The sequence below is a fragment of the Leptospira bandrabouensis genome (assembly GCF_004770905.1).
GTDB lineage: Bacteria > Spirochaetota > Leptospiria > Leptospirales > Leptospiraceae > Leptospira_A > Leptospira_A bandrabouensis.
This window is the reverse complement of sequence record NZ_RQHT01000014.1, coordinates 317,727-339,139: the sequence shown is the minus strand read 5'-3', so window position 1 is coordinate 339,139 and position 21,413 is coordinate 317,727. Positions and strand designations below refer to the sequence as shown.

The window sequence follows — 21,413 nt, the reverse complement described above, 5'->3', positions numbered from 1 at the left end:
GAGTGGGATACAAGTAATTATTAAAAACCAAACCGTTGACAGAATGTTTGTCTGTGGTTTTCTTTTCGGATATGGCTTTGTTTTTGGACTTGGACAATACACTTCTTCCTTCGAAACCGGCATACGAATTTGCCATTGGAGAATGTGTTAAGGATTGGAAGGAGCGCGGGTTAGGTGGCGATTTTCTTTCTTTATACGAATCGGCTAGAAAAAAAGTAAAAAACCAACTAGAGGGTCATAGTTCCAATCGTTTGCGGTTACTTTGTTTTAAATTGATGTTGGATGTTGTTAAAAATAAATCCAACTCAAAATTAGAACCGGATGTAACCAATCTTAAGGCCCAAAGTGGATTCCAAACCAAAGACATAGTGGATGTTTTGTGGATGGAAGAAAGATACCATTTTCATTTTTTGTCTTATTTGAAAACGGAAGCCAAAAAAGAAATCTATCAAACCAAACTATTTCCAAAACTTGTGGCCTTATCTGAAAGGTTCCCAATTTTTTTAACCACCAACGAAACTTTAAGAACTCAATTATTAAAAGTATCTTCTTTTTTACCGGATTCTTTTCGGTTTACTTTAATCACTTCGGAAGAAGTGGGATTTGAAAAACCATCCACAAAATTTTTCTCTTATGTATTAGAAGCGACCAAAGAAAATCCAGCGGATTGTATTTTGCTTGGAGATAATTGGGAAGATGATGTTCTGGGAGCCAACCGACATGGGATCGCAAGCATTCACATTCCTACAATGTGGGGAGAGGGTGCGGGTGTGGTGGAGTATCCTTTTGAATCTTCGGCACCGATTTGGACAGCACCGAATACAGTTCTTGCTTTAGATTATGCAGAGTTATGGCTTCACAAGCGTCAAAAATAAAGTATTGTTCCAGTTGATGGTTTTAAAACTCAGAACAAAAATTAGTTTTGTAAAATAATAATAAGCTAACTTTAGATAAACGGCAAGTTTACTTTTGCTTCCTGATACAGAAAGGATGGGCATAAGCACTTTATATTTTGGTTCGTTGAATCCGCATTGTTTTCCTAGTTCTGCCAAGGTATGCATCTTATAATTGTTCACATGGTCTTTGGCTTCTAAGTAGTGAACACCTTCTTGCATCCCTTTTAGTTTTACCTTTAGATTTGCTTTTGCTAGTTGGATCGGAAAATTCGGCGTTTGTAAAAAAAGAATCCCACCGGGTTTCAGTAGTCCGTGTAGGTAAGTGAGTAGAGAATGTGGTTTGGGAATGTGTTCGATCACGTCCCATAAAGTGATGATATCAAAACTTTCTTTTGGTAGTTTAGAGTCCTGTACAAGACCTGCATAAACCGTTTTCATTCCATTTTGTTCGTTGGCAAATTTGACAGCTTGTTTAGAAATTTCATAACCAACGGCAGACCAACCTGGTTTTTTGGTAAGTACTGCCTTAACAAAAAATCCAAGCCCACAACCCACATCGAGTAGGTTTCCTTTCTCCTGTTTTAAGTAAGTCGAAATGAAATCGGAATACACAGCTCGGTGTGCATCATCCCACCATTTTAAATCATAGGTTTGTTCCGCTCCGTCCCAATAACCTTCGTAATGTTCTTCTTGTTCATAAGAGGAATACACATGACCACAGTTTTTACATTCTAAAATGGGGGTTCCATTTTCATTGAATACGGTTTTGGACTCGGAGGATTGGCAAAGGATACAAGATTTCATGGTCTATAGAGTCAGTCTAACTACTGAGAACAAGGGTCAAACTAAAAAACCTTGATCTGGCTTGCCAACATTCATAGTGAAAAAAACATGGGGTGAGATAAGAGAGGATCAAATGAAAATCAACTTCACCAAAATGGAAGGAATTGGAAATGACTATGTGTATATCGATGCCACGAAAAACGATATTCGTTTGAGTCCCGAACAAATCCAAAAGCTATCCGACCGCAATTTTGGAATTGGTGGAGACGGGGTGATTTTTATCCGTAACTCAAAAACTGGCGAGTTCCAAATGGATATGTACAACTCGGATGGAAGTTCTTCCGAGATGTGTGGGAATGGAGTTCGTTGTGTCGGAAAATTTGTTTTTGACCACGGCCTGACTAAAAACCAAAAACCAACCATTGAAACGGGAAAGGGAGTCCTCACCCTCGACCTAAAAACAGGAAACAATGGCAAAGTAGAAATGGTGACTGTGGATATGGGTGAACCCATCCTCAAACCATCCCTTGTTCCGATTCTTTGGACAGGTGACGAACCAGTCATCAACCAAGTATTGGAAGTCCAAGGTAAACAATATCATTTTACAGCTGTTAGTATGGGGAACCCTCATTGTGTGATTTATGTAGATGATGCCGATGCCTTCCCCGTGCGGGAGATTGGACCCCTCATTGAAAACCACCCACTTTTTCCAAGAAGGGTAAATGTGGAATTTGTATCGGTTCGGGGAAAGGACCATCTTTACCAAAGGACTTGGGAAAGAGGAGCAGGGGAAACCTTAGCTTGTGGGACCGGAGCCTGTGCTGTGACCGTTGCTTCTATCTTAAATGGTAAAACAGGACGATCTGTAAAAATTGATCTTCGTGGTGGAACTCTCAATATCGAATGGAAAGAAAATGGATCTGTGATGATGACAGGACCTGCTAAGGAAGTGTTTTCTGGAGAAGTAGAAGTTTAAAAAGATAGTTGGTGGGGAATCGGCGATTGTGCTGATTCTACTGCCGACTGGACATTTACAATTGAACTAAAGTTATGTGGTATCGAAGTAAATACTCAATGGGTTTTGAGTTAGTGTTCGATAATTATTTAAATTTACTTTTTTAAATAATCTACTTTTTGTAATTCACCCATTCTGCGTTTGGTTTCGTTCGATACTTCCACCATACCCTTGTCAAGCGGTAGGTGAGCATAATTATCGTATTTAATCACTTCGCCAAAGACAACATTGATTTTTTTATAAACCACGCGGCGTTTGATATCGCAAACTTCTTTGGGCATTCCCATGAAGGCACGTACTAGCGGAGGGATTGGATAATCGGTAACGGTTTCTTCATCGGGAATGATGACCGTGGGAAGGATGTCCACTTTGTTCCGAAGGCTAAAGGCAGCAAATCCCGAATGGAAATTGGCAAGGGGGGCAGAAAAATCATTTTGCACCATATAGTCATGGCCTTCAGGAAAGATTCCTAACACGTCCCCATTTTTAAAGACCTGTTGTACCTTTTTGATACTGGCCATAGAGATATTCCCATCGATGGCCATGGGAATGGTTCCTGTTTTTTCTACGAGATCTTTGAAGAGAGGAATGCGAGTGGTATACTCAGCTGCAATCCAAGAAATGAATCTGGGAAACACAGAACCAATGACAAACGGATCCATATCACTTCTATGATTGCAAGTGAGGATGAGTTTACCATTGGGTACAATGTTATGGTAACCGTAGACTGTTGTGTTAACTGCCAAATTGAAGAATGGAGTTACAAACTTTTTTATGTTCTCAACATTCTTTTTGACTTGGTCTACGGTGTTTTCCATTTCATTCTCCTAAAATCTTTTGCCACCAAGATTTGGTAGAGGCATTGGAGCCAGGGATTCTCGGTTCTTGGCCCACTCCATCACCACCATTGGACTCTCTTGGGTCTGTGGTAGGTAAGTTCTCTCTACGTTTTTTTCCCAGATGCGGGCTTGGAACGGTTCTTTTAATTTCTTCCAACTCTTTTTGAGCGGCAGTATTGGATTTTAAAAATGCACGGATTTCATCCCATTGGGGATCAAAATCATTTCCGTACATGGCATAATTCATAAGATCAATACGATCAAAATCGGGCATGTTCAAGATTGAAAGTGATGCCCTGACAAATTCAATCCAATTTTTATTTGGGCACTCTAGAATGGGGGAGGGCAGTTCCGAAAATAATAAGGTGAGAGATAGAATCGAGTCCAAGAGACATAAGATCAAAAAAACAAACCAGAACACATCCCTTTTGCCTCCCAATGTAGTTCCCTTCCCCGTACTTCCCAATAAGGAGAAAATTTTTCATCTTTGTGAAGATTTGTTTTGCGAACCGGGTGACGAAAAGAAAGCATAGAAATGATGTCAAAACGACTTGCCCTATTTGTTTTCTTTTTCCTGGTCTTCCAGAATTCTATGTGTTTGAAACTTTGGATTGTATCTTCCAAATACCGAACCACTGAAGATGGTAGAGACCATAAAACCTACCAGAAAACCCGTAGTTTCCTAAAGGCAAAACAATGGTTGGAATACAAATTGGATCCGGAACTTTCTAAAATTGAATCGGAAAACCCAGAGACAGGTGAACTAAGGGGGATAGGCCTCATTAAATGTTACGTTCCCTATGGAATTGGGGAAGTGGATGCTAATGAACATGAATTTGAGTATGTAATCAAAGTGCAAGATGGACACGCAGATTTTCAGGTGAATAAAATCTTTTCCTTCATCCGAGATCCGAATGATATCGTTTTAAATTATGGACCTAAAAATGAAAAGGTGGCCAAAATCACAATCCGGTCTTGTTTTCGGCCACTGATGGATGATTTTTTTGAATTTATTAAATAAAGAATAAAAAGAACAAGCAATTGTTTAATAACCTAGCGGGTTTCCTACAGTGGAACCCGTAGATCCATAAGAGTTGGTTCCTGTGGGTGAATCTGTAAGTCCGTAATGGTCTAAGCCATTCGCATTGCCATTGTTAGTGGATGATTTAGTAGAAGCATTGGACGATCCAGAGGATGAATATCCATTTTGTGTTCCGTCCCCTTCGAGAAGATCTAAAATATCTTGCCTGTTCACCAACTTAATTTCGTTACACGAAACAAATAAAAGACTGAACAAAATTATTCCCAGAACCACTTTCATTTCTTCTCCATTTTGAGAGTTTTTAGAAGGGAGTTCAATCATTTTATTCTTTGTCAGAATAAGAATAAATCCTTTCTTTGGATTCCCTACCTTTGAGCTCGTATTCCCCTTCTGGTTGGAGTTTTGAGCGAATACTATCCGGTAAAAGAGAGGTTGTGTTCTCTGTGAGGAGGAGGTTTTTCTTTAAACCCTTACAAAGACCTTCTACACGAGAAGCAGTATTGACAGTATCGCCGATGACTGTAAATTCCATTCGATTGGCAGAACCAATATTTCCGACAAGAAGACTACCCGTATGGATTCCAATTCCCATCTTTAATTCTGCGAGTCCTTCTTTTAAAAACTGTGAATTGAGTGCGTCTAAGTTTTTTTGCATTTGGAGGGCAGTTGCAAACGCACGTTCGGCGTGGTCCGACATTGGCATAGGGGTTCCAAAAACAGCAAGAATTGCATCGCCAATGAACTTATTGATAAATCCACCGTGGATTTCGATGGCGTTACTCATTTCTTGAAAGTAACGATTGAGGATGTACAATACTTCTTCCGGTTTTCGTTTTTCTGAAAGTTTGGTGAAGTCTCTCAGGTCAGAAAAAAGAATTGAGGCTTCTACGACTTTTCCACCTAAACTATGTTCATTGGAAAGTAAATAATCCCTGACTCTAGGGTCTACTATTCGACCAAAGGTATCTTTGATCCTTTCTCTTTCGGCAAGACCTTCTGCCATTTCGTTGACGGCATCACCAAGAAGACCCAATTCATCCGAACTAAAGATTTTAACTCGAGTATCAAATTTTTGTTCTTTGATAAGTGTTGTTGCTTTTTCGATTTGGTTGAGAGGATGTTGCAAACTGGATGCAAAAGACATCGCAAAGGCAAAAGAAAAAACAAGCATAATGGCAATGACTTCAAAGAGAACATCATTATGAACAAGTTCGTGAAGATTGAGAATGTTTTGGTTGGTTCTAAGCAATAATCCAAAGATAAGAAGAACGATCGGAAATAGTGTAGAAGCTGCCCAAAAAATAAATTGTTTGGTTACTATGGAAAATTGTTTTCCATGAGCATATTTTCCAAGCCCTCCTTCTGGGAATACACAAGGAATGATGAGGAGTTTGTTTAAATAAGTAGTTGTGGCATAAGAAAAAGCGAAAGCAAATAGGCCCCAAAATCCAAATAATATCGAAACCGTAATGATACTTTGTTGGGGTGCATCAGGAAAGAGTGTGTCGATCCTACAAATACTAAGAATGTTAGAAAGTTCCCAACCAATAAAACCTAAGATACTAATTGTTAATGGTGAGTGAACAATGCGGTGGCGAGCCCTTTCTTCTGAGATAAAGTTACATCCTTTTGTTGAAAAAAGAAATTTGGCAATGGGCAAACTATAAAAGAATAAAATAAGGGTGATGATCGGAAAGGGTGACCAAGTGAATAAGGATAACGTTAAATCGTTTTTGATTTGTGTGGCTTCGAACAATGCTAAGAACTTGTCAGGTAAAAAAGCGGAAGCTGTATAATTGGCAAATAACAAAGTAAACAAACAGGCACAAAAGGGGACGATAAAGTAAATTAACAAAAAGGCAATAAATTGTAAGGTGCGTCCAGGTTTCATATAGATATCTTTGTTTATACCTTGGTCCTTTTTTGATTACGTTTCAATAAGATTCTTTGTACTTGGATGTGTTTATCATCACTGAGTGGAAAAAATAAAAAAAGTAGGGAACCTAAAATAAAAAAGAACCCAACCCCAGGTCCAAAAATCATCGCAAGGCGAAATCCCACTTCTTGCGATTGGGTGCTAACGCCATTTTGAAAGCCAATGATATCGAGTAAAAATCCAGTGATGGCAATGCCAAAGGCTTGTGAAAATTTCACCCCCATCTTCCAAATCCCAAAATACAAACCTTCCCTTTTTTCTCCGGTTTTGAATTCATCATAATCCACAACATCAGTTAGGATAGAATCCATAATAAGAATGGATCCTGCACAAATTCCGCCAACAAAAGCAGCAATCAATGGAGGTCGTAGTTCTCCATAAGGAAACAATGGATATACGATGACGGTAAGTACACCAAGTCCAAAAACACCAAGGAAGGCTGGAATTTTTTTGCCGATTTTTTTTGCGATCCAAACCCAAAACCCAATGGAGAGGAGAAGGACTAAAAAAAATGGCAAAAGGATATTGATGACCACAAGAGATTCTTTGAGCCCTAATCTATATTCATAATAATAGAGTGCGATGGCTGAGTTGAATGTCCTTCCTATCGTTGCAATGATAAAGGCAAAAAGCAAAATTAAAAACATTTTGTTTTTTAAAACAGAAAGAAATGCCTTAAAAAATGGAATCGTTCGTTCCGGTTTTTCCTTTGTTCTGTCTTTTCCTTTTGTAACAAGAAAAGTAATGATGGAAGAAACCAAAATGACCAGAGATACAATTTCTCCTGCCGTCGTACGGGAAAGGATAATATTTTCTTTGGAGGATTCATCACCTAAAGATTGTAAAATGGCAGCAGGAACAATCATCCCAACAAGCATTCCTATATTACTAAAAAATAACCTCCAGCCAAAAACAGATGTTCTTTCATTTCTTTCAAAACTAAGTTCCCCTCCTAAGGCAATATGGGGAACTGAAATAATGGTCATGGCAGTGTTTACAAAAAGGTAAACAGATAAAAGGTAGGAAAACTTTCCAATTTGTGTAGTTAGGTGGGGTGGTGAAAAGAGCAGAAGCACTGCTAAAGAAAGTAAAATTCCACCTAAAAGAATATAAGGTCTTCTACGCCCCCATTTGGAATGAGTGTGGTCAGAAATCCTCCCCATTAATGGGTCACTCACCGCATCCCAAAGTACGGAAATGGAAAGGGCAATTCCGGCTAAACTGGAGTTTAAACCTACAATTTCTGTATAATATTTTAAGAGATAAATTTGCGTAAATAGTTGAACGGCTGTTATACCAGTTTCCGCGAGACCATATCCCATTTTTACGGGGAGTTTTAATTTTGTTTGGTTCATTTTAGAATCATGTATTGGACTATGGGAATTCGGAGCCTGGAGTCAGAAATTCTTTTCTTTTGTGAAATCGGATTTGGTTAGGGAGAGGTTTTGGGAAGGAGGGTGATTCGGATTAAGGAAATATCGTCAATTATTTGACCTAAGGATTCGATCTGTTTTATAATTGCTTGTAGATTCCCTTGAGTCGCCTCAACAATTCTTAGGTAAACCTGTTCGTCAGAATTGACTTCCCATTTTCCAGATGAATCTATACACAAAATATCGTCTTTTCCGTCAGAGCCGACGATCAGTACGTCTCCTGATTGCAGTTGCACTTCTTTTGTATTATGAATGGGCATTGCACCTAATGTTCCGAGTTTTCTGTATGATACATCGGCTTGTAAATACTCTGCTTTGCCATTTCTGTATAAAACGATAGAGGGATGTTCTGCATTTAAAAAATATAGTTTTCCCGTTTCCTCTTCCAATAAGCCCATTGTCAGTGAAACGAGCATGGTTCCATCAAAGGCTTCAAAGATCATGTGCATTTCTTGGAGATTGTATTTGAGCCAATCTTCCGGGCCAAATGCTTGGTAACCAGGATCTGTTTTAGTTCTTTGGACGATGGATTGAAAAACAGCACCAAATACCAAGGCTCCACCTGCACCTTGCATGGACTTGCCCATGGCATCTGCATTGGTAAATAACAAAAATTTACGATTTTGTAAGGTAATGGAATGAGAAATATTAATATCTCCTCCTATATCATACCTTTGGTTTTTGTATTCGAATACTTTTTTCTGCCGGACTAAATGATCCACTTCGAGGCGGTTACTGTCTACATCTTTGATGGCAAGAGGGTTTAATAGTTGATAGGTAAGAAAATAATCTCCATCTTGTTGGATTTTTAAATTGCTGATATCTTGTAAGGATTGTTTGAGTTCATTCGTTCTTAGTGTTACTTTTTCTTCCAAACCTTCATTCAAATTGATAATCTCTGCATACATATCTTTTAGTTTGCTGATGACCGAATTTAGATAAAATGCTTGTTTGGCGAAATCGTCACTAGATTTAGGGGTGACAACCACATCAAAATTTCCTTTCGCAAGTTCACCTAATGATCCACTCGTTTCATTTAGTCCTTCGTTGACAGATTTCGCTACCACGTAAGAACAAACAAGCAACGGAATCACAAATATAAAGGAAACAGTAACAATGGGAATCATAGGATCTTGGACTGCAATCTCTCCCATTGTTAGTGAGTAAAGAATATAAGAAAAAATGACAAAGGGAAGAGTTGCCAAACTAAAAAATGCAACAAGGATTCTTGTGAAATAATTAAACTTTGGAATGTCTTTTTCTTGAAGCTCAATATTTTTGATTTGTGGAAGGTCAAAGAGAACGCGAATTGAGCTTTCTGAGATAAAATAATAAGTTACAAAAGATATGGGTGCAATCATTACAAAGGTAAAAATAGCTGAGCGAAGTACAGAGGGCATATATGCCACTAAATAGAAAAATAAAAAACTAATGGGTATAACACCAGATAACCAACGTATTACGATGATGATTGCTTCGAGTAAAGGATATCGAAATAATAAGATTTTTACGGATTTCGCATATTCCATTTCTTCTTTGGTTAACGAAGAAATTCCTGCAGTTTGGATAGGAATCTTTTCTATTCTTGCGAATACATATTTGAGGAGGAGGTGGCGAACAAAAGTACCAAGGAGACCAATTCCTGTGGCAAAAACTACACAAAGTGCGATGAAGATTTTCCAGTGTTCTGGCTCCATTTTTTGTGTGATGATGGCATAATACACCGCAAATGGCACAGGGACCGTATGAGTAAACGCTTCTAGTTTTAGGGTAAGATCCCAAAATAAAGTTTCTCGTTTCACGTTGCCACCTGATTCGTTCGATACCGACAAAAAATAATCCTATTGCCCTTTGCTAGTTTGTAAAATTAGAAAATTTTAATTCTACAACATGATTCTATTTTTTTTATACATTCGTCTTCCGTAAAATAGAGGATCATTCCCTAAAAGTCAAGCCGAAGGGATGGGTTTCTCCATAAACTTTGAGTGTCTTCCTTTGCTTTTAGGAATATATCCAAGAGTTTAGAAGTATTTTAGTTAAAAATTAATTTCCACCTTTTGTGAATTTAAATTTGGGAATTCTTTCTGAACGTAAGATGAAGTTGTTTTCGGTATTGAATTGATTACAATAATTATGTTCTGCTTTCATGACCATTCTCTTATAAATCGATTGGAGCTAATTTGCTTGATTCTTATAGGGTTACCTAAATACTTTCAATTGAACTATAAGAAGTTGGTATTTACTAGTAAATGCGTCAAAATTTTCCCGTTACAAAGAATGAAGTAGAGTTTCAAGAAGGAACTAAGATTACTTCTAAAACAGATTTAAAAGGAATCATCACCTATGTGAATGAGGATTTTTTACGCATTAGTGGATATACCGAAAAAGAGGTAATGGGGCAACCTCATAACCTGATTCGTCACCCGGATATGCCTAAGGCGGCCTTTCAAGATTTATGGGATACCATCAAAACCCAACATTCTTGGATAGGGATTATCAAGAACCGCTGTAAAAACGGAGATTATTATTGGGTTGATGCAAACGTTTCCCCGATCTACCAAGATGGGCAACATATAGGTTATATGTCTGTCCGAACCAAGGCAACCAAAGAACAAATTCGTAAGGCAGAATTGCTTTATGCAAAGTTAAATCTTGAAAATGGAAAACTTGAAACAAGCAGTCGCAAAAATTTTAGTTTAACTTTGGCTTCCATGTTTTTCATGCAAACTATTGTTAGTGGACTTTTATTGGTTCTGTTTTTATTGAAAACGTATGTTGGCTTTGAATTTCTTTCTAACCCAGCAGTATCTATATTTGGATTTGTTTTCTTTTTTTTGGTTACCAGTTTTGGTTTTTTATCCATCCGTAATAATAAAATATCTTTCTCAAAAGTGAAAGAATATCTCGAGAATTTATACAACGGAAAGTTGAAATTTGATGTAGTTTTTGAAATTAAGGGAGATTATGCACCCCTATTTCCGATGATCAAAAAAACTCAGTTTGAGTTTAGAGGTATGATTTCTCAATTAATTGGAAATGCGGAAATTGTAAAAACGCAAATAAAAGCACTTACCTATGCTGTGGAACATATTCATGTTGCCTTTCAAGAGTTGTCAAAGGCTATGTTTTCCTTGGCTGATTCAAGTATTGTGACTCGTGAAAGTTCCGATAGTATCTTCCAAGAATTGGATTCCTTAAATCGCCTAATTTGCAATATACGAAATGAGTCAAATGTGGTTCAGTCGGAATCCAATGAATCATATCGTTTTTCCTTAGTGGGAAAAGATCGTTCTGATAAAGCAATGACCCAATTCCAAAAAGCAAGGAAACAAATTTTCAAAACATCAGAAGTCATCAAAGAACTTGGTGAAAAAACAAAGGCAATTCGAAAGATTACAGAGACGATCACAGCCATTTCCGAAAAAACAAACTTACTTTCTTTAAATGCTTCCATTGAATCTGCAAGAGCTGGGGACGCAGGAAGAGGATTTGCCGTTGTCGCAGGGGAAGTGGGAAAATTGGCGGAACAATCCAATCAATCAGCCAAAGAAATATCAACCTTCGTCAATGAATTAACTGCAAAAATTTTACAAACGGTCTCCGATATCCAAGAAGGACTTGGTGAAGTAGAGATGGGATCTTTAGAGTTTGAAACGGTTCAAATGGAAATGGACAAAATTTTAAAGAATGCTGAAGAAACAAAGCTCAGTGCAGAAAAGATCAATGGATCAACAGAAGGCACTGAATCGATGTCAGGAAATGTTTTAGGGAATATGGAAAAAATTCAAACTCAACTGATCAATACATCTGCCATTGTAGAAGAGTTGTCCGCAGCTGCTAACGAACAAAAACATACCATTGCCGCTATTGAAGAGTCTATAGCCAACTTAGGTTTAGTGGCAGACAGATTGGATTCCGTTGCATTCCGATTTCATTTTTAATGACTCGTAGTATAAACATGATCAGGTAAGGCAATGACAAATCCAGACCCAAATACAAAACCAAAAATGAACTTCCATGTGGAAACGGTCAGAGTGGATTCCCATTCGAGTTTATCTCGGTGTAAATCGGCAGAAATCGCATTAGATACAGATATGGCAGGAAACTCAAATGCGTTTAATCCTGCTGAATTATTACTATCTGCACTTTCGGCTTGCATCATTAAAGGAGTAGAAAGAGTGGCTCCCATCCTTCATTTTCAAATGAAAGGGATTCAAGTGATTGTAGATGGAATCAGGCAAGATGTTCCACCCAAAATGGAATCCATTCGTTATCAAGTCATTGTGGATACAGATGAATCAGAGGACCGCCTGCACCTGTTACACGAAAATATCAAAAAATATGGAACCGTCTTTAATACCGTGGCACCTGGCACTGATTTGGCGGGAGAAATTCTTAGAAAATAAAAAACCCAAAGTTTCCTTTGGGTTTTAGTCTTCTGCGTTCCAACCCACTGAATAAATGACAGCAGTAGATATAGTAAAGATTGAGTAGTAAGCCACCCAAACCCAAACAAGAACAGTTGGCGCAAAGTTTGTGAGGGACAATGTCCAAAGCATTGGCGATACAAATCCAATGATGGATACTAAGATTCCTACTAAAAATCCACCCACAAGTCCTTGTGGCAGAGATTCTTTCATTAAAGAATAAAGGAATCCAAAGGAAAGTGTGAATAACAAATCGCTGAATACAGGTCCAATCCAAAAAACATCCGTTATAGGAACAAACATTGTTTTGAAAGTTGGATCAAAGTAAAACTTTGAAAAAAACACCATCCGAACGGGGATCGACACTGCTTCCCAAAACGAAAAGGCAAGGAGGAACCGGACCAAAATCCGATTCCATTTTTCTGTATTCAGCGAATTCACAAGTTTACTTCCCTAAGATGAACACGAAGTTCGTCGTAGCCGATCCACCGATGTTAAGCATAAGGCCATTTTTAGCACCTTTTACTTGGTAATCACCAGCTGTGTTTGTGACTTGTTTGTAGAGGTCGAGCATCATACGAACACCGGACGCACCCACAGGATGACCCACACCGATGAGACCACCGGATGGATTGATTGGTTTTTTACCACCAAAGTCAATCGTTCCTTCTTCGATCGCAATGTGTTCTTTTCCTGGCTCTGAGATTCCAAAAGCAGAAATCGCAGCATACTCAGAAGAAGTAAAACAGTCATGTGTTTCAAACACATCTATGTGTTTCACATCAAGGTCAGCACGTTTGTAAGCATCTTTTACAGTTTGGCGAGTCCATGGAAGGATGTATTTGTCCCCAACGGATTCTTGTTTTTTTGCTTCAAATGTAATCGGTGCTACACGGTGACCCCAACCCTTCACACGAGGGATGTCATCTACTTTGCGGCCAGTTTTTTTAGCGTATTCTTTCGTGTAATCTTTGGAAGCAAGGATGGTTACAGCAGCACCGTCTGTTACTTGAGAACAGTCAGTGATACAAAGTCTTCCACCCACAGCCATATTATTATCACCACCACGAGCCATCGCATGTTCCTTGTTCATGAACCAAGTGCGAGTTTGTGCTTTTGGGTTCCGTTTTGCGTTTGCGTAGTTGATACGAGAAATTTCAGCAAGAGCATCCATAAAACGTTCTTCTTTGAGTTCATAACGTTCGAGGATAACATCTGCTAGTTTTCCGAAAAGTTTTGGGAAAGGAAATTGAACTCCCTTCGCTTCTTTTTCATAGTAAGCAGCTGTTCCAAGGAAGTCACCACCCACAGAAGAAGAAACAGTTTTCATCACTTCCACACCAAGAACAATTGCTAGATCGTAGTCTTCAGCACGGATATGTGTGATCGCTGCATCAAGAGCCACAGAACCAGAAGCACAAGCTGCTTCGTAACGAGCACCAGGAACACCATAAAGAGCAGGGTTTACTTCTGTAAGGAAAGCACCCAAATGTCCTTGGTTTGCATACTGTTCTGCATCAAAGTTTCCAACAAAAACAGCCACACGGTTTTCTTTGTTCAATCGTTTGATTTCATCATAACTAATGCCAACTTTTTCAAGAGCATCATCTAATACTTCACGCATCATGGACATGAAGGTTTTTCCTTCTTTGGTCCAGTTTCTTTGGAAGTCGGTTTGTTCTCCGCCTAGTACAAATACTTTTTCACTCATATGATACTCCTAATTAACCTTTGAAAAGAGACCTTGCGTCCAGTTTGTCGCCGAGTTCGTAGAACTTTTTGCCTTCTTTTGCATCTTTTAAAAGTTTTGGAACTGGAATTTTGGAAGCTTCCATCATCTTGATTGTTTCTTTTGGTCCACCAAGGAAATCAACAAATGCCGAGGCAGGAACCCAGTTAAAACCAAATCCCATTGCTCCATCAGTGTTTTCTTTTGTATCAACCACTTCTCCTACGAGAGAGAGCGAATAACTGATGTAACGTGAAATGAAGTAACGTGCGATTTCTGCTTCGAAACCAGAAGCATTTTTCACGATGTCCATAGCACCTTTGTAATCGGAGTCTTTGATTTTTTGGCGAGCTTCTTTGATAAAAGGAATATCAAATTTTGGGTACGGATCGTACTCACCAGTTTTGATATTGTAAACGAACTTCTCACGTTTTCCGTCAGCGTGTTTCACAACTTTAGTGAGGCCACCACCAGATTTCATACCAAGTTTACCAGCATCGATTAACTTTTGGAAGTAACCAGGAAGTTTGAATGTTTCGTGAGCTTCGTCTTTTGTGTTGTCGTAGATGTTGTCAACGATGGCTTTGTGAACATCAAGTCCAACGAAGTCAGCAGTTGCCAGTGGGCCCATCGCACGTCCAGTGTAACCAGACATGATTTCGTCCATAAGTGCGATTCCACCTTTGTCAGCATACTTTTCTGCAAAGTGTGCCACTTCGTTCATCAACTGAAATCCAATGCGGTTTCCAGCGAAAGCAGGAGTGTCGTTTGTATAAACCACAGCGCGACCTAAAACTTTGTCCAGGTATTCACCTAACGCTTGTGTGACTTTTTTATCATTTCCTGAGTGAGTGACGAGTTCACAAAGGATCATTTTATAAGGAGGGTTAAAAAAATGTGTTCCGTAGTAGTGTTTTTGACCATCTTCATCGTAAGCTTTTGCCAAACGACCGATGGAAAGTCCAGAAGACACAGTGGAAACAATGGTTCCCGGACGGCGCGCTTTTGCAATGCGAGCATTGATCGGTTCTTTGACTTCGTAACTTTCCGCCACGAGTTCGAATACCCAATCTGACTCTGCGACAGCTTTTTCCAGATCCGCATCGTAGGAACCAGGGATCATTCGTGCGCGAATTGTATCCGTTTTTACGGATGCGACAGCGGCTTCGATACCCTGTTTTGCTTTTTCAACATCTCTAGCGAGCATATGGACTTTAGCACCACCGAAGGCAGCAATGACGCCTGCACTTCCAGAACCCATGGCTCCGTTGGCACCTAAAATCGTGACAGTTTTGATTTCTCTCATGAAGGAATTTCCGAATCTAATTTTTACTTACCGTTCTAGAAAGCCAAGGTGACAGGAAAATCGTTTTTTTTTGTCAGATTTGTTACAAAATAGGGGCGGTGGGGGTTGGGGGTGGATTTAGTCTCCCCGCCCTGATCTGAGGGTGGGGAACTAGACCCGCCACCCAATGCGTTTCCTCTACCACGACCCGCCATTTTCCGCACGCCCATTCTGAAAATCGCAGATTTTCCTTTCAGAAAGTTCATAGTTCGGACACTGGGCACCCGGGCGGGCTCACTCCGGGGTGCGCGTTCGCTTCCGTCCTCGAAGGCTATCGCCTTCTAGGACCAAGCCCTACGGATCCCTGGTGCTTGGATTCAGAGTGAACCAAAATGCAATGGTAAACTTTCCTCGTTAACCATATTTGATGATTTAAAAATAAAATCCAAGCGCCAGCGGTAGTAGCGGAAATCCTTTCGCGAAGCGAAAGATTGGAGCGGATAACGCGGTCGGGTTAGGGATGGATATCTGTCGACTAACGGATTCGAGGCGCCCAAAAGGAAAATCAATAAATCCTTTTTGGGCAATGATTATTTGTGCCTTTATTTCTCTCTGACTTCCCTTTCCAAAAACTCAGTAAATTCAATTTGCCTGTTAATGAATGTTAAATTGTATCTACTTTCGTAAAAAAGCAGGGCACTGGCAAGAAACAAACAAATTCCTCCTGATAAGGCAACCACAGTAGGAATCCAATTTAGATTTTTTGCAAAGGCAAGAGTGAAGGCCAAAGTTAAACTGGAAATGATAAATAAAGATGTCGCCAAATATAAAAAAGCCATGGAACGTTGGATGAGAACTGCCCGTTTTTTCTGAATAGAAAGTTGGTGTCTCATATATACCATTCGTTCTTTATGAAAACCTCTTTTCCCTTCTAATAGAATTTCCACTTCCGATTTTAAAAGATTCACTCGGTCAAAGATTCTTCCAAGTCGATTGGCAGTGGAAAATATCAAACTGGCGCAGGCAGATACAAGAACAGCAGGGGTGATCATCCCAGAAAGGATTTCAGCGTTGGAAAATGATTCAAACATAAGGAATAACTTAGTGAAGTTTGTTCCTTTTGAAAGGAAAAAAGAGTTTTCGGTGATATAATACGAAAGTTTTTTCTATGAAAAAATATTGACTAGAGTGTTTTGGGAGTTACACCTAACATTGATTGAATAAGTATCATTACATTCGCCTATTGAAACTTGTTTTTTTGCTTTTTGTTTTTGTTCACTGCGAAAACGCAGGGCCGAATCATACAAAATTAAAGGCAATTGGTGGAATCCTAGATCTATCACAAGTTTCGATTGAGAAAGATACTGTGATTCCGCTTGTCGGAGAATGGAAATTCTATTGGAAAAATTTAGTCGAACCTAAGAACCACTATGAGAAAGAAAATTTTCCCTATATATTAAAATCTTCTCCTGCAGTTTGGAACGATACTTTATTTGATAACGAAAAAATAGAAGGATTTGGATTTGCAACTTATTCGTTAGAGATACCACTTAAAAATCCTAGATCAGACCTTGCCATATTTATACCTGACATTGGGACATCTTATCGACTCTATGTAAATGGTGATTTACTCACCTCTGTTGGACGAGTTGGGGTTAGCGAAAAAGATGTAACACCAAAATACAAACCTCAAATCATACTTTTACCAAAAAGTGAATCTTACGAACTTTTGTTTCATGTATCTAATTTTAGTAATCGATGGGGTGGTTATTGGTTCCCAATTCTTTTGGGAAAAGCAGAAACCATATATCAAAAAAAACAAGTTCAATCTGGATTTACAGTCGCTGTATGTATTGCTGCAGCCCTCATGGCGTGTTACAATATCATCTTTTTTTTATTTCGCAAAACAGACATTACACCTCTTTTGTTTTCCTTCCACTGTGTTTTGATTTTGCTGAGAGCTTTAACAACAGGGGAAAGGCTTGGTCACTTAATTTTTGATTCTCTTTCTTGGGAATTATTAAATAGAATTGAATACTTTTCCGCATTTTGTATGGCACCCGTTTTATATGCTTTTTTATACCGGTTTGTACCTAATCCTTTTTGGCGACGATTTGGTTATTTGCTCAATACACCACTATACATGATGTGTTTGCTGATCATTTTCACTCCAAATTCTATATACGCTTATTTTTTGAATTATCTCATTGTTTATATTTATTTCTCAGTTGTTCCTGGTTGGTTTATCATCTTACTAGTAGCGGTGGTTCAAAAACAAAAAGATGCCTTAGGACTTTTTGTGAGTTACTTAGCGATTATGTATGCAAACATCAATGATACATTGGTTACCTATGGTATTCTTGAAGGGGCATATTTAATTCCTTATAGTCAAATATTTTTGATTTTTTCTCACTCTATCATCATTTCAAAAAGATATTCAAATTCACTTTCGGAATCGGAACAACTTTCTGCTCAAATGAAACAATTGGTGGTTTCTTCCCAAAGGATTATGTCATCGACGAATTATGAAACGGCTGCAAAATCAGCTTTAGAAATTCTTTCTTCTAAAATTGGCGAAAACGAAAAATTACATATTTATGTTTCTAGTCAATCTACACAAAGTTGGATAGTTTATTCGATAGATGCTGATTTGAGTTTTAATTATGAAAACATTTCGCAAGAGATGGTTGAATCATTGATAGAAAATGATGTATCAAAATTTTTCGATCCAATTACCATCAATAAAAGGTATTTTATTCCAATAATACAAAATGAAACGATACAGTTGATATTAGATATTCCTGAGAATCGATTCTTGAAAGATGAATCGGACTTAGATTGGGCCAAGGCAATTTCTTATGCGTTAGTCCTTTCCATTCAGAATTTAGCGAGACATGATATTGAAAAATATGCAATCATTGGAGAATTTTCTTCAGAAATTGCTCACGATATTGGAAACCATGTAATACTAATACGTAAAAGTTTGGAATTATTGGAATTGGATCCGCTGAATAAAGTGGAGATATTCAGGCAAACGAAACAAGAAATAGATACATTATCAAACTTATCTATAGATATTTTAGAATTTTCTAAAAATAACATTATATTGGATTTAAAAATCACCAACGTAAATGTATTTTTTTCCAGTGTGAAAGAAGACCTTACAATTTTATTTCAAAAGAGTAATATAACATTTAAATATAAGAATTGGATAACTACTGAAACTTTTAAAATAGATCCCTTGCGAATTAGACGGTTATGTTTAAACATTGCAAAAAATTCATTAGATCTAAATTCTGAAGTCACAGAATTTTTATTATCGATACATTCTGAGAGTTCTACTCTCTACATTATTATGGAAGATGATGGACCAGGAATGAGCGAAGATATTAAACGAAATGTATTTGATTCTAAAATCGAGTCGAATAAACCTCATGGAACAGGTTTGGGATTATCCATCGTAAGAAAAATTGTTTTGGCGCATGGTGGCGAACTTTTAATGACAGATCGACCAACAGGAGGAATGAGGTTTACCATTTTACTTCCATTATGTGAATGGAAGTAAAACTTTTAGCAACTAGTTCGCAGTTCAAATGATTTTTATTGGCAAATTCCAAGAGAGCCGCTGTATTCCACAGTGGTTGGATTACCGAATCCAAAACTTACTTTTGTAGCCCAACCTCTATTATCATATGTATATGTGTTAGCAGCATCACTGACAGTGGTTGGTATTGTTCTAGATCCTTCATAAGTGTATGTAATTGTACTTCCAGAAGAATTGGAACGCGGAAATCCTCTGTCGTCATAATTGGAATAAGTCACTGTGGGTGAGGAAACTGATTGTAATTGATTTGATGCATTGTATACAAAATTTGTTTCTGTCGCACCTTCTGTCCTTTTCTCCAAACCTCGTTGAACATGTTGGTTTGATAAAGAAGGAGGATCAACCACACCTAATTTTGCAGCGGTAGCTGATGAATAGGTTCTTACTACTTTATTTCCTCCGCCCGTTGGTTCGCAAGTATACACCTTTCCACTTACAGTACAGTTGTATGTTACCGTTGTAGCTGCATTTCCATCTTTAACGATTGCTTGCGCTGGAACAGAAAAACAATTAGAGAGACTTGCGATGGCAAGTCCCGCAATTAAAGTATCATTGTTTTTTTTATCTGCTTCACAATTTTGAACAAAAATTACGAGCATAACCAAATAACTTATTTTTTTTAATATTTTCATTTTAACTCCCAAGTGACTCAAACAAAGAATCTGATTAGGAGTTTATCTAAAAATATTCTAAAATGGAACTTCGGTTTGTACGGATAATATAGGAATTTCTTACGAAATGGTACGTAGGTAATTGGATTTTTTAGACTAAATTTGAAGTTTGTAACCTAAGTAATAATTTCGCAAATCCGATTGTTGAATGAATTTCTAGTTTTTGCATGATCGATGACCGATGAGTTTCTACGGTTCGAATGCTGATTTGTAAATCTTCTGCAATTTCTCTGTTTAGTTTACCTGATTTTAAATGAACCAGGATTTCTTGTTCCCTTTTTGACAATGAATTTAACTTTTTTATTAATTCTTCGTTGGAATCTATTTCATTTTGTAAGCCAACTATCTCTTCTGGAAATATCTTTTTCCCATTAAATACATTTTTAATAATACTGATAATGTTTGTTGAAGTTTCAGTTTTTAAAATATATGCATCAGCTCCAAGATTTGCAGCTTTCTGTAAATAATCCCAATCTCGATGCATGGTAAAAAATATAACCTTCAGGAATGGAAATTTATTTTTAATAGTAGTTAGTTCTGAAATGCCATTTTCTTCTTTGAGAGAGATATCCATAATGAGAACGTCAACATTTTTGAATTTCATTAAATTCAAACCGTCTTTAATAGAATCAGAGGAACCTATAAATTTAAGACTTGTATCCGACTCTATTTCTGCCTGAAGACCTTTTCGTAGTATGGGATGGTCATCGATGACAAAGACGAAAATAGGGGATTTCGCAGACAATTTGATTACCTAATCTATTTTCCATTTCAAAAATGAATACAAAATCAAGCAGAAAATTTTGAAGAATTTTTAGTGTATATTCCAATAATTTCGGAAGTCTTCTATGTTTGTCAGCCGTTTCACAATTTCAAAGTCTCTTTCTGCTTCCGGATACTGACGGCACAAATAGTGTAACCATTGTTTAATTCTTCCGGCTCGGCTTTTTATCTCCATTTCTGTCTCTAGATTCAACCAATACTGGAATAAAATTTTTTTGATTTCTTCCCAAGAAAGTTTCTCTTTTCTTTTTTCTCGGATCATTAAGGCAAGACTTGGGTTGGCAACAGCACCACGACCGATCATAATGTCTTTGCAACCAGAAACTTCCTTACATCGTTTTGCATCTTCGGCAGTCCAAATTTCTCCATTGGCCACCACGGGAACTTTGACGGTAGATCCGATTTTATATATCCAATCCCAATAGGCCGGCGGTTTGTATCCGTCCGTTTTTGTCCGAGCATGGACAACAATTTCTTCTGCCCCCCCTTCTTCCAAGGCTTTAGCACAAACAAGCGCTTGTTCGGTGGAATCGTAACCTAATCTCATTTTTGCGGTAACTGGAATGGCGGAAGGAACAGCACTACGAACCGCCTTTACAATGGCAAACATTATGTCAGGTTCTTTGAGTAAAGCAGCTCCCCCTCGGTTTCTGTTTACAGTGGGGGCTGGACATCCAAAATTGATATCAATTCCATAAGCTCCAAGGGAAGCCACCTTACTTGCGTTTTCTGCCATACAGTTGATATCAGAACCTAATAATTGAACTTTAACTGGAACACCAGATTTGGTTCTACAATTCTCGTAAAGTTCTGGAACATATCGATAAAACCTATGAGAAGGAAGGAGCGTATCGTTGACTCGGATGAATTCACTGACACATTCGTCATACCCGCCTACGCGCGTTAGTAGGTTGCGCAGGCGAAAATCGAGAAGTCCTTCCATAGGTGCAAGTAAGATTCGCAAAAGAAA

Annotated in this window: 20 protein-coding genes; 6 read left to right on the top strand and 14 right to left on the bottom strand. The window is 38.1% G+C overall.

Annotation, left to right across the window (positions count from 1 at the left end; genetic code table 11):
- The first annotated feature begins 53 nt into the window (after positions 1-53).
- The gene (locus EHR07_RS08740) at positions 54-875 is read left to right on the top strand and encodes an HAD family hydrolase (protein ID WP_135746233.1); all 822 of its coding nucleotides are present in this window, start codon (positions 54-56) and stop codon (positions 873-875) included.
- Here the strand turns inward: EHR07_RS08740 and EHR07_RS08735 are convergent.
- On the bottom strand, positions 849-1,700 hold the full coding sequence (locus EHR07_RS08735) for a class I SAM-dependent methyltransferase (protein WP_135744737.1): 852 nt from the start codon (positions 1,698-1,700) through the stop codon (positions 849-851). The two genes, EHR07_RS08740 and EHR07_RS08735, sit on opposite strands and share 27 nt — an antisense overlap.
- A 112-nt stretch (positions 1,701-1,812) precedes the next feature.
- Here EHR07_RS08735 and dapF point away from each other — a divergent pair, with 112 nt between their 5' ends.
- A complete protein-coding gene (gene dapF, locus EHR07_RS08730) occupies positions 1,813-2,655 on the top strand; it encodes a diaminopimelate epimerase (RefSeq protein ID WP_135744736.1) in 843 nt (280 codons plus the stop codon).
- Between the two features lie 134 nt (positions 2,656-2,789).
- Here the strand turns inward: dapF and EHR07_RS08725 are convergent, their stop codons facing one another.
- Together EHR07_RS08725 and EHR07_RS08720 are read right to left on the bottom strand one after the other, a co-directional pair.
- Positions 2,790-3,512: a lysophospholipid acyltransferase family protein gene (locus EHR07_RS08725; protein WP_135744735.1), complete on the bottom strand. Its 723-nt coding sequence runs from the start codon at positions 3,510-3,512 to the stop codon at positions 2,790-2,792.
- A 1-nt stretch (position 3,513) separates the two neighbouring features.
- Complete coding sequence (locus tag EHR07_RS08720) at positions 3,514-3,807, bottom strand: hypothetical protein (RefSeq protein ID WP_135744734.1); 294 nt, start codon at positions 3,805-3,807, stop codon at positions 3,514-3,516.
- A 261-nt stretch (positions 3,808-4,068) separates the two neighbouring features.
- Between EHR07_RS08720 and EHR07_RS08715 the strand changes: the two genes are divergently transcribed.
- Positions 4,069-4,554, top strand: a complete 486-nt coding sequence (locus tag EHR07_RS08715) for a DUF4468 domain-containing protein (protein ID WP_135744733.1) — start codon at positions 4,069-4,071, stop codon at positions 4,552-4,554.
- 24 nt (positions 4,555-4,578) lie between these two features.
- Here the strand turns inward: EHR07_RS08715 and EHR07_RS08710 are convergent, their stop codons facing one another.
- From EHR07_RS08710 to EHR07_RS08695, 4 genes are all read right to left on the bottom strand, one after another.
- Entirely contained in the window at positions 4,579-4,896 is a 318-nt protein-coding gene (locus EHR07_RS08710) for a hypothetical protein (RefSeq protein WP_135744732.1), read from the bottom strand.
- A gap of 1 nt (position 4,897) precedes the next feature.
- A complete protein-coding gene (locus EHR07_RS08705; protein WP_135744731.1) occupies positions 4,898-6,466 on the bottom strand; it encodes an adenylate/guanylate cyclase domain-containing protein in 1,569 nt (522 codons plus the stop codon).
- Between the two features lie 14 nt (positions 6,467-6,480).
- Positions 6,481-7,866: an MFS transporter gene (locus EHR07_RS08700; RefSeq protein ID WP_135744730.1), complete on the bottom strand. Its 1,386-nt coding sequence runs from the start codon at positions 7,864-7,866 to the stop codon at positions 6,481-6,483.
- Between the two features lie 77 nt (positions 7,867-7,943).
- Positions 7,944-9,746 (bottom strand): SpoIIE family protein phosphatase, encoded by a 1,803-nt coding sequence (locus tag EHR07_RS08695; protein WP_135746232.1) that lies wholly within the window; start codon positions 9,744-9,746, stop codon positions 7,944-7,946.
- A 447-nt stretch (positions 9,747-10,193) separates the two neighbouring features.
- Between EHR07_RS08695 and EHR07_RS08690 the strand changes: the two genes are divergently transcribed.
- Together EHR07_RS08690 and EHR07_RS08685 are read left to right on the top strand one after the other, a co-directional pair.
- Positions 10,194-11,885 carry a methyl-accepting chemotaxis protein gene (locus tag EHR07_RS08690; protein WP_135744729.1) on the top strand — a complete coding sequence of 564 codons (1,692 nt, stop codon included), beginning with the start codon at positions 10,194-10,196 and terminating at the stop codon, positions 11,883-11,885.
- A 33-nt stretch (positions 11,886-11,918) separates the two neighbouring features.
- Positions 11,919-12,350 carry an OsmC family protein gene (locus EHR07_RS08685; protein ID WP_135744728.1) on the top strand — a complete coding sequence of 144 codons (432 nt, stop codon included), beginning with the start codon at positions 11,919-11,921 and terminating at the stop codon, positions 12,348-12,350.
- Between the two features lie 24 nt (positions 12,351-12,374).
- On the opposite strand, the gene EHR07_RS08680 is transcribed toward EHR07_RS08685, so the two are convergent.
- The 4 genes from EHR07_RS08680 to EHR07_RS08665 form a co-directional block, all read right to left on the bottom strand.
- Positions 12,375-12,812: a hypothetical protein gene (locus tag EHR07_RS08680; protein WP_135744727.1), complete on the bottom strand. Its 438-nt coding sequence runs from the start codon at positions 12,810-12,812 to the stop codon at positions 12,375-12,377.
- A 4-nt stretch (positions 12,813-12,816) separates the two neighbouring features.
- Positions 12,817-14,082 (bottom strand): acetyl-CoA acetyltransferase, encoded by a 1,266-nt coding sequence (locus EHR07_RS08675; RefSeq protein ID WP_135744726.1) that lies wholly within the window; start codon positions 14,080-14,082, stop codon positions 12,817-12,819.
- Between the two features lie 13 nt (positions 14,083-14,095).
- Entirely contained in the window at positions 14,096-15,406 is a 1,311-nt protein-coding gene (locus EHR07_RS08670; RefSeq protein ID WP_135744725.1) for a 3-hydroxyacyl-CoA dehydrogenase NAD-binding domain-containing protein, read from the bottom strand.
- Between the two features lie 581 nt (positions 15,407-15,987).
- Positions 15,988-16,476 (bottom strand): DUF2721 domain-containing protein, encoded by a 489-nt coding sequence (locus tag EHR07_RS08665; protein ID WP_135744724.1) that lies wholly within the window; start codon positions 16,474-16,476, stop codon positions 15,988-15,990.
- A gap of 125 nt (positions 16,477-16,601) precedes the next feature.
- Between EHR07_RS08665 and EHR07_RS08660 the strand changes: the two genes are divergently transcribed.
- Positions 16,602-18,950, top strand: a complete 2,349-nt coding sequence (locus EHR07_RS08660; RefSeq protein ID WP_135744723.1) for a sensor histidine kinase — start codon at positions 16,602-16,604, stop codon at positions 18,948-18,950.
- A gap of 35 nt (positions 18,951-18,985) precedes the next feature.
- Here EHR07_RS08660 and EHR07_RS08655 read toward each other — a convergent pair whose 3' ends face one another.
- From EHR07_RS08655 to EHR07_RS08645, 3 genes are all read right to left on the bottom strand, one after another.
- A complete protein-coding gene (locus EHR07_RS08655) occupies positions 18,986-19,621 on the bottom strand; it encodes a hypothetical protein (RefSeq protein ID WP_135744722.1) in 636 nt (211 codons plus the stop codon).
- Positions 19,622-19,751: 130 nt separating this feature from the next.
- Positions 19,752-20,405 (bottom strand): response regulator, encoded by a 654-nt coding sequence (locus EHR07_RS08650; RefSeq protein WP_135744721.1) that lies wholly within the window; start codon positions 20,403-20,405, stop codon positions 19,752-19,754.
- 69 nt (positions 20,406-20,474) lie between these two features.
- Positions 20,475-21,407, bottom strand: coding sequence for a tRNA dihydrouridine synthase (locus EHR07_RS08645; protein ID WP_135744720.1), 933 nt, complete (start codon positions 21,405-21,407; stop codon positions 20,475-20,477).
- Positions 21,408-21,413: the final 6 nt, after the last annotated feature.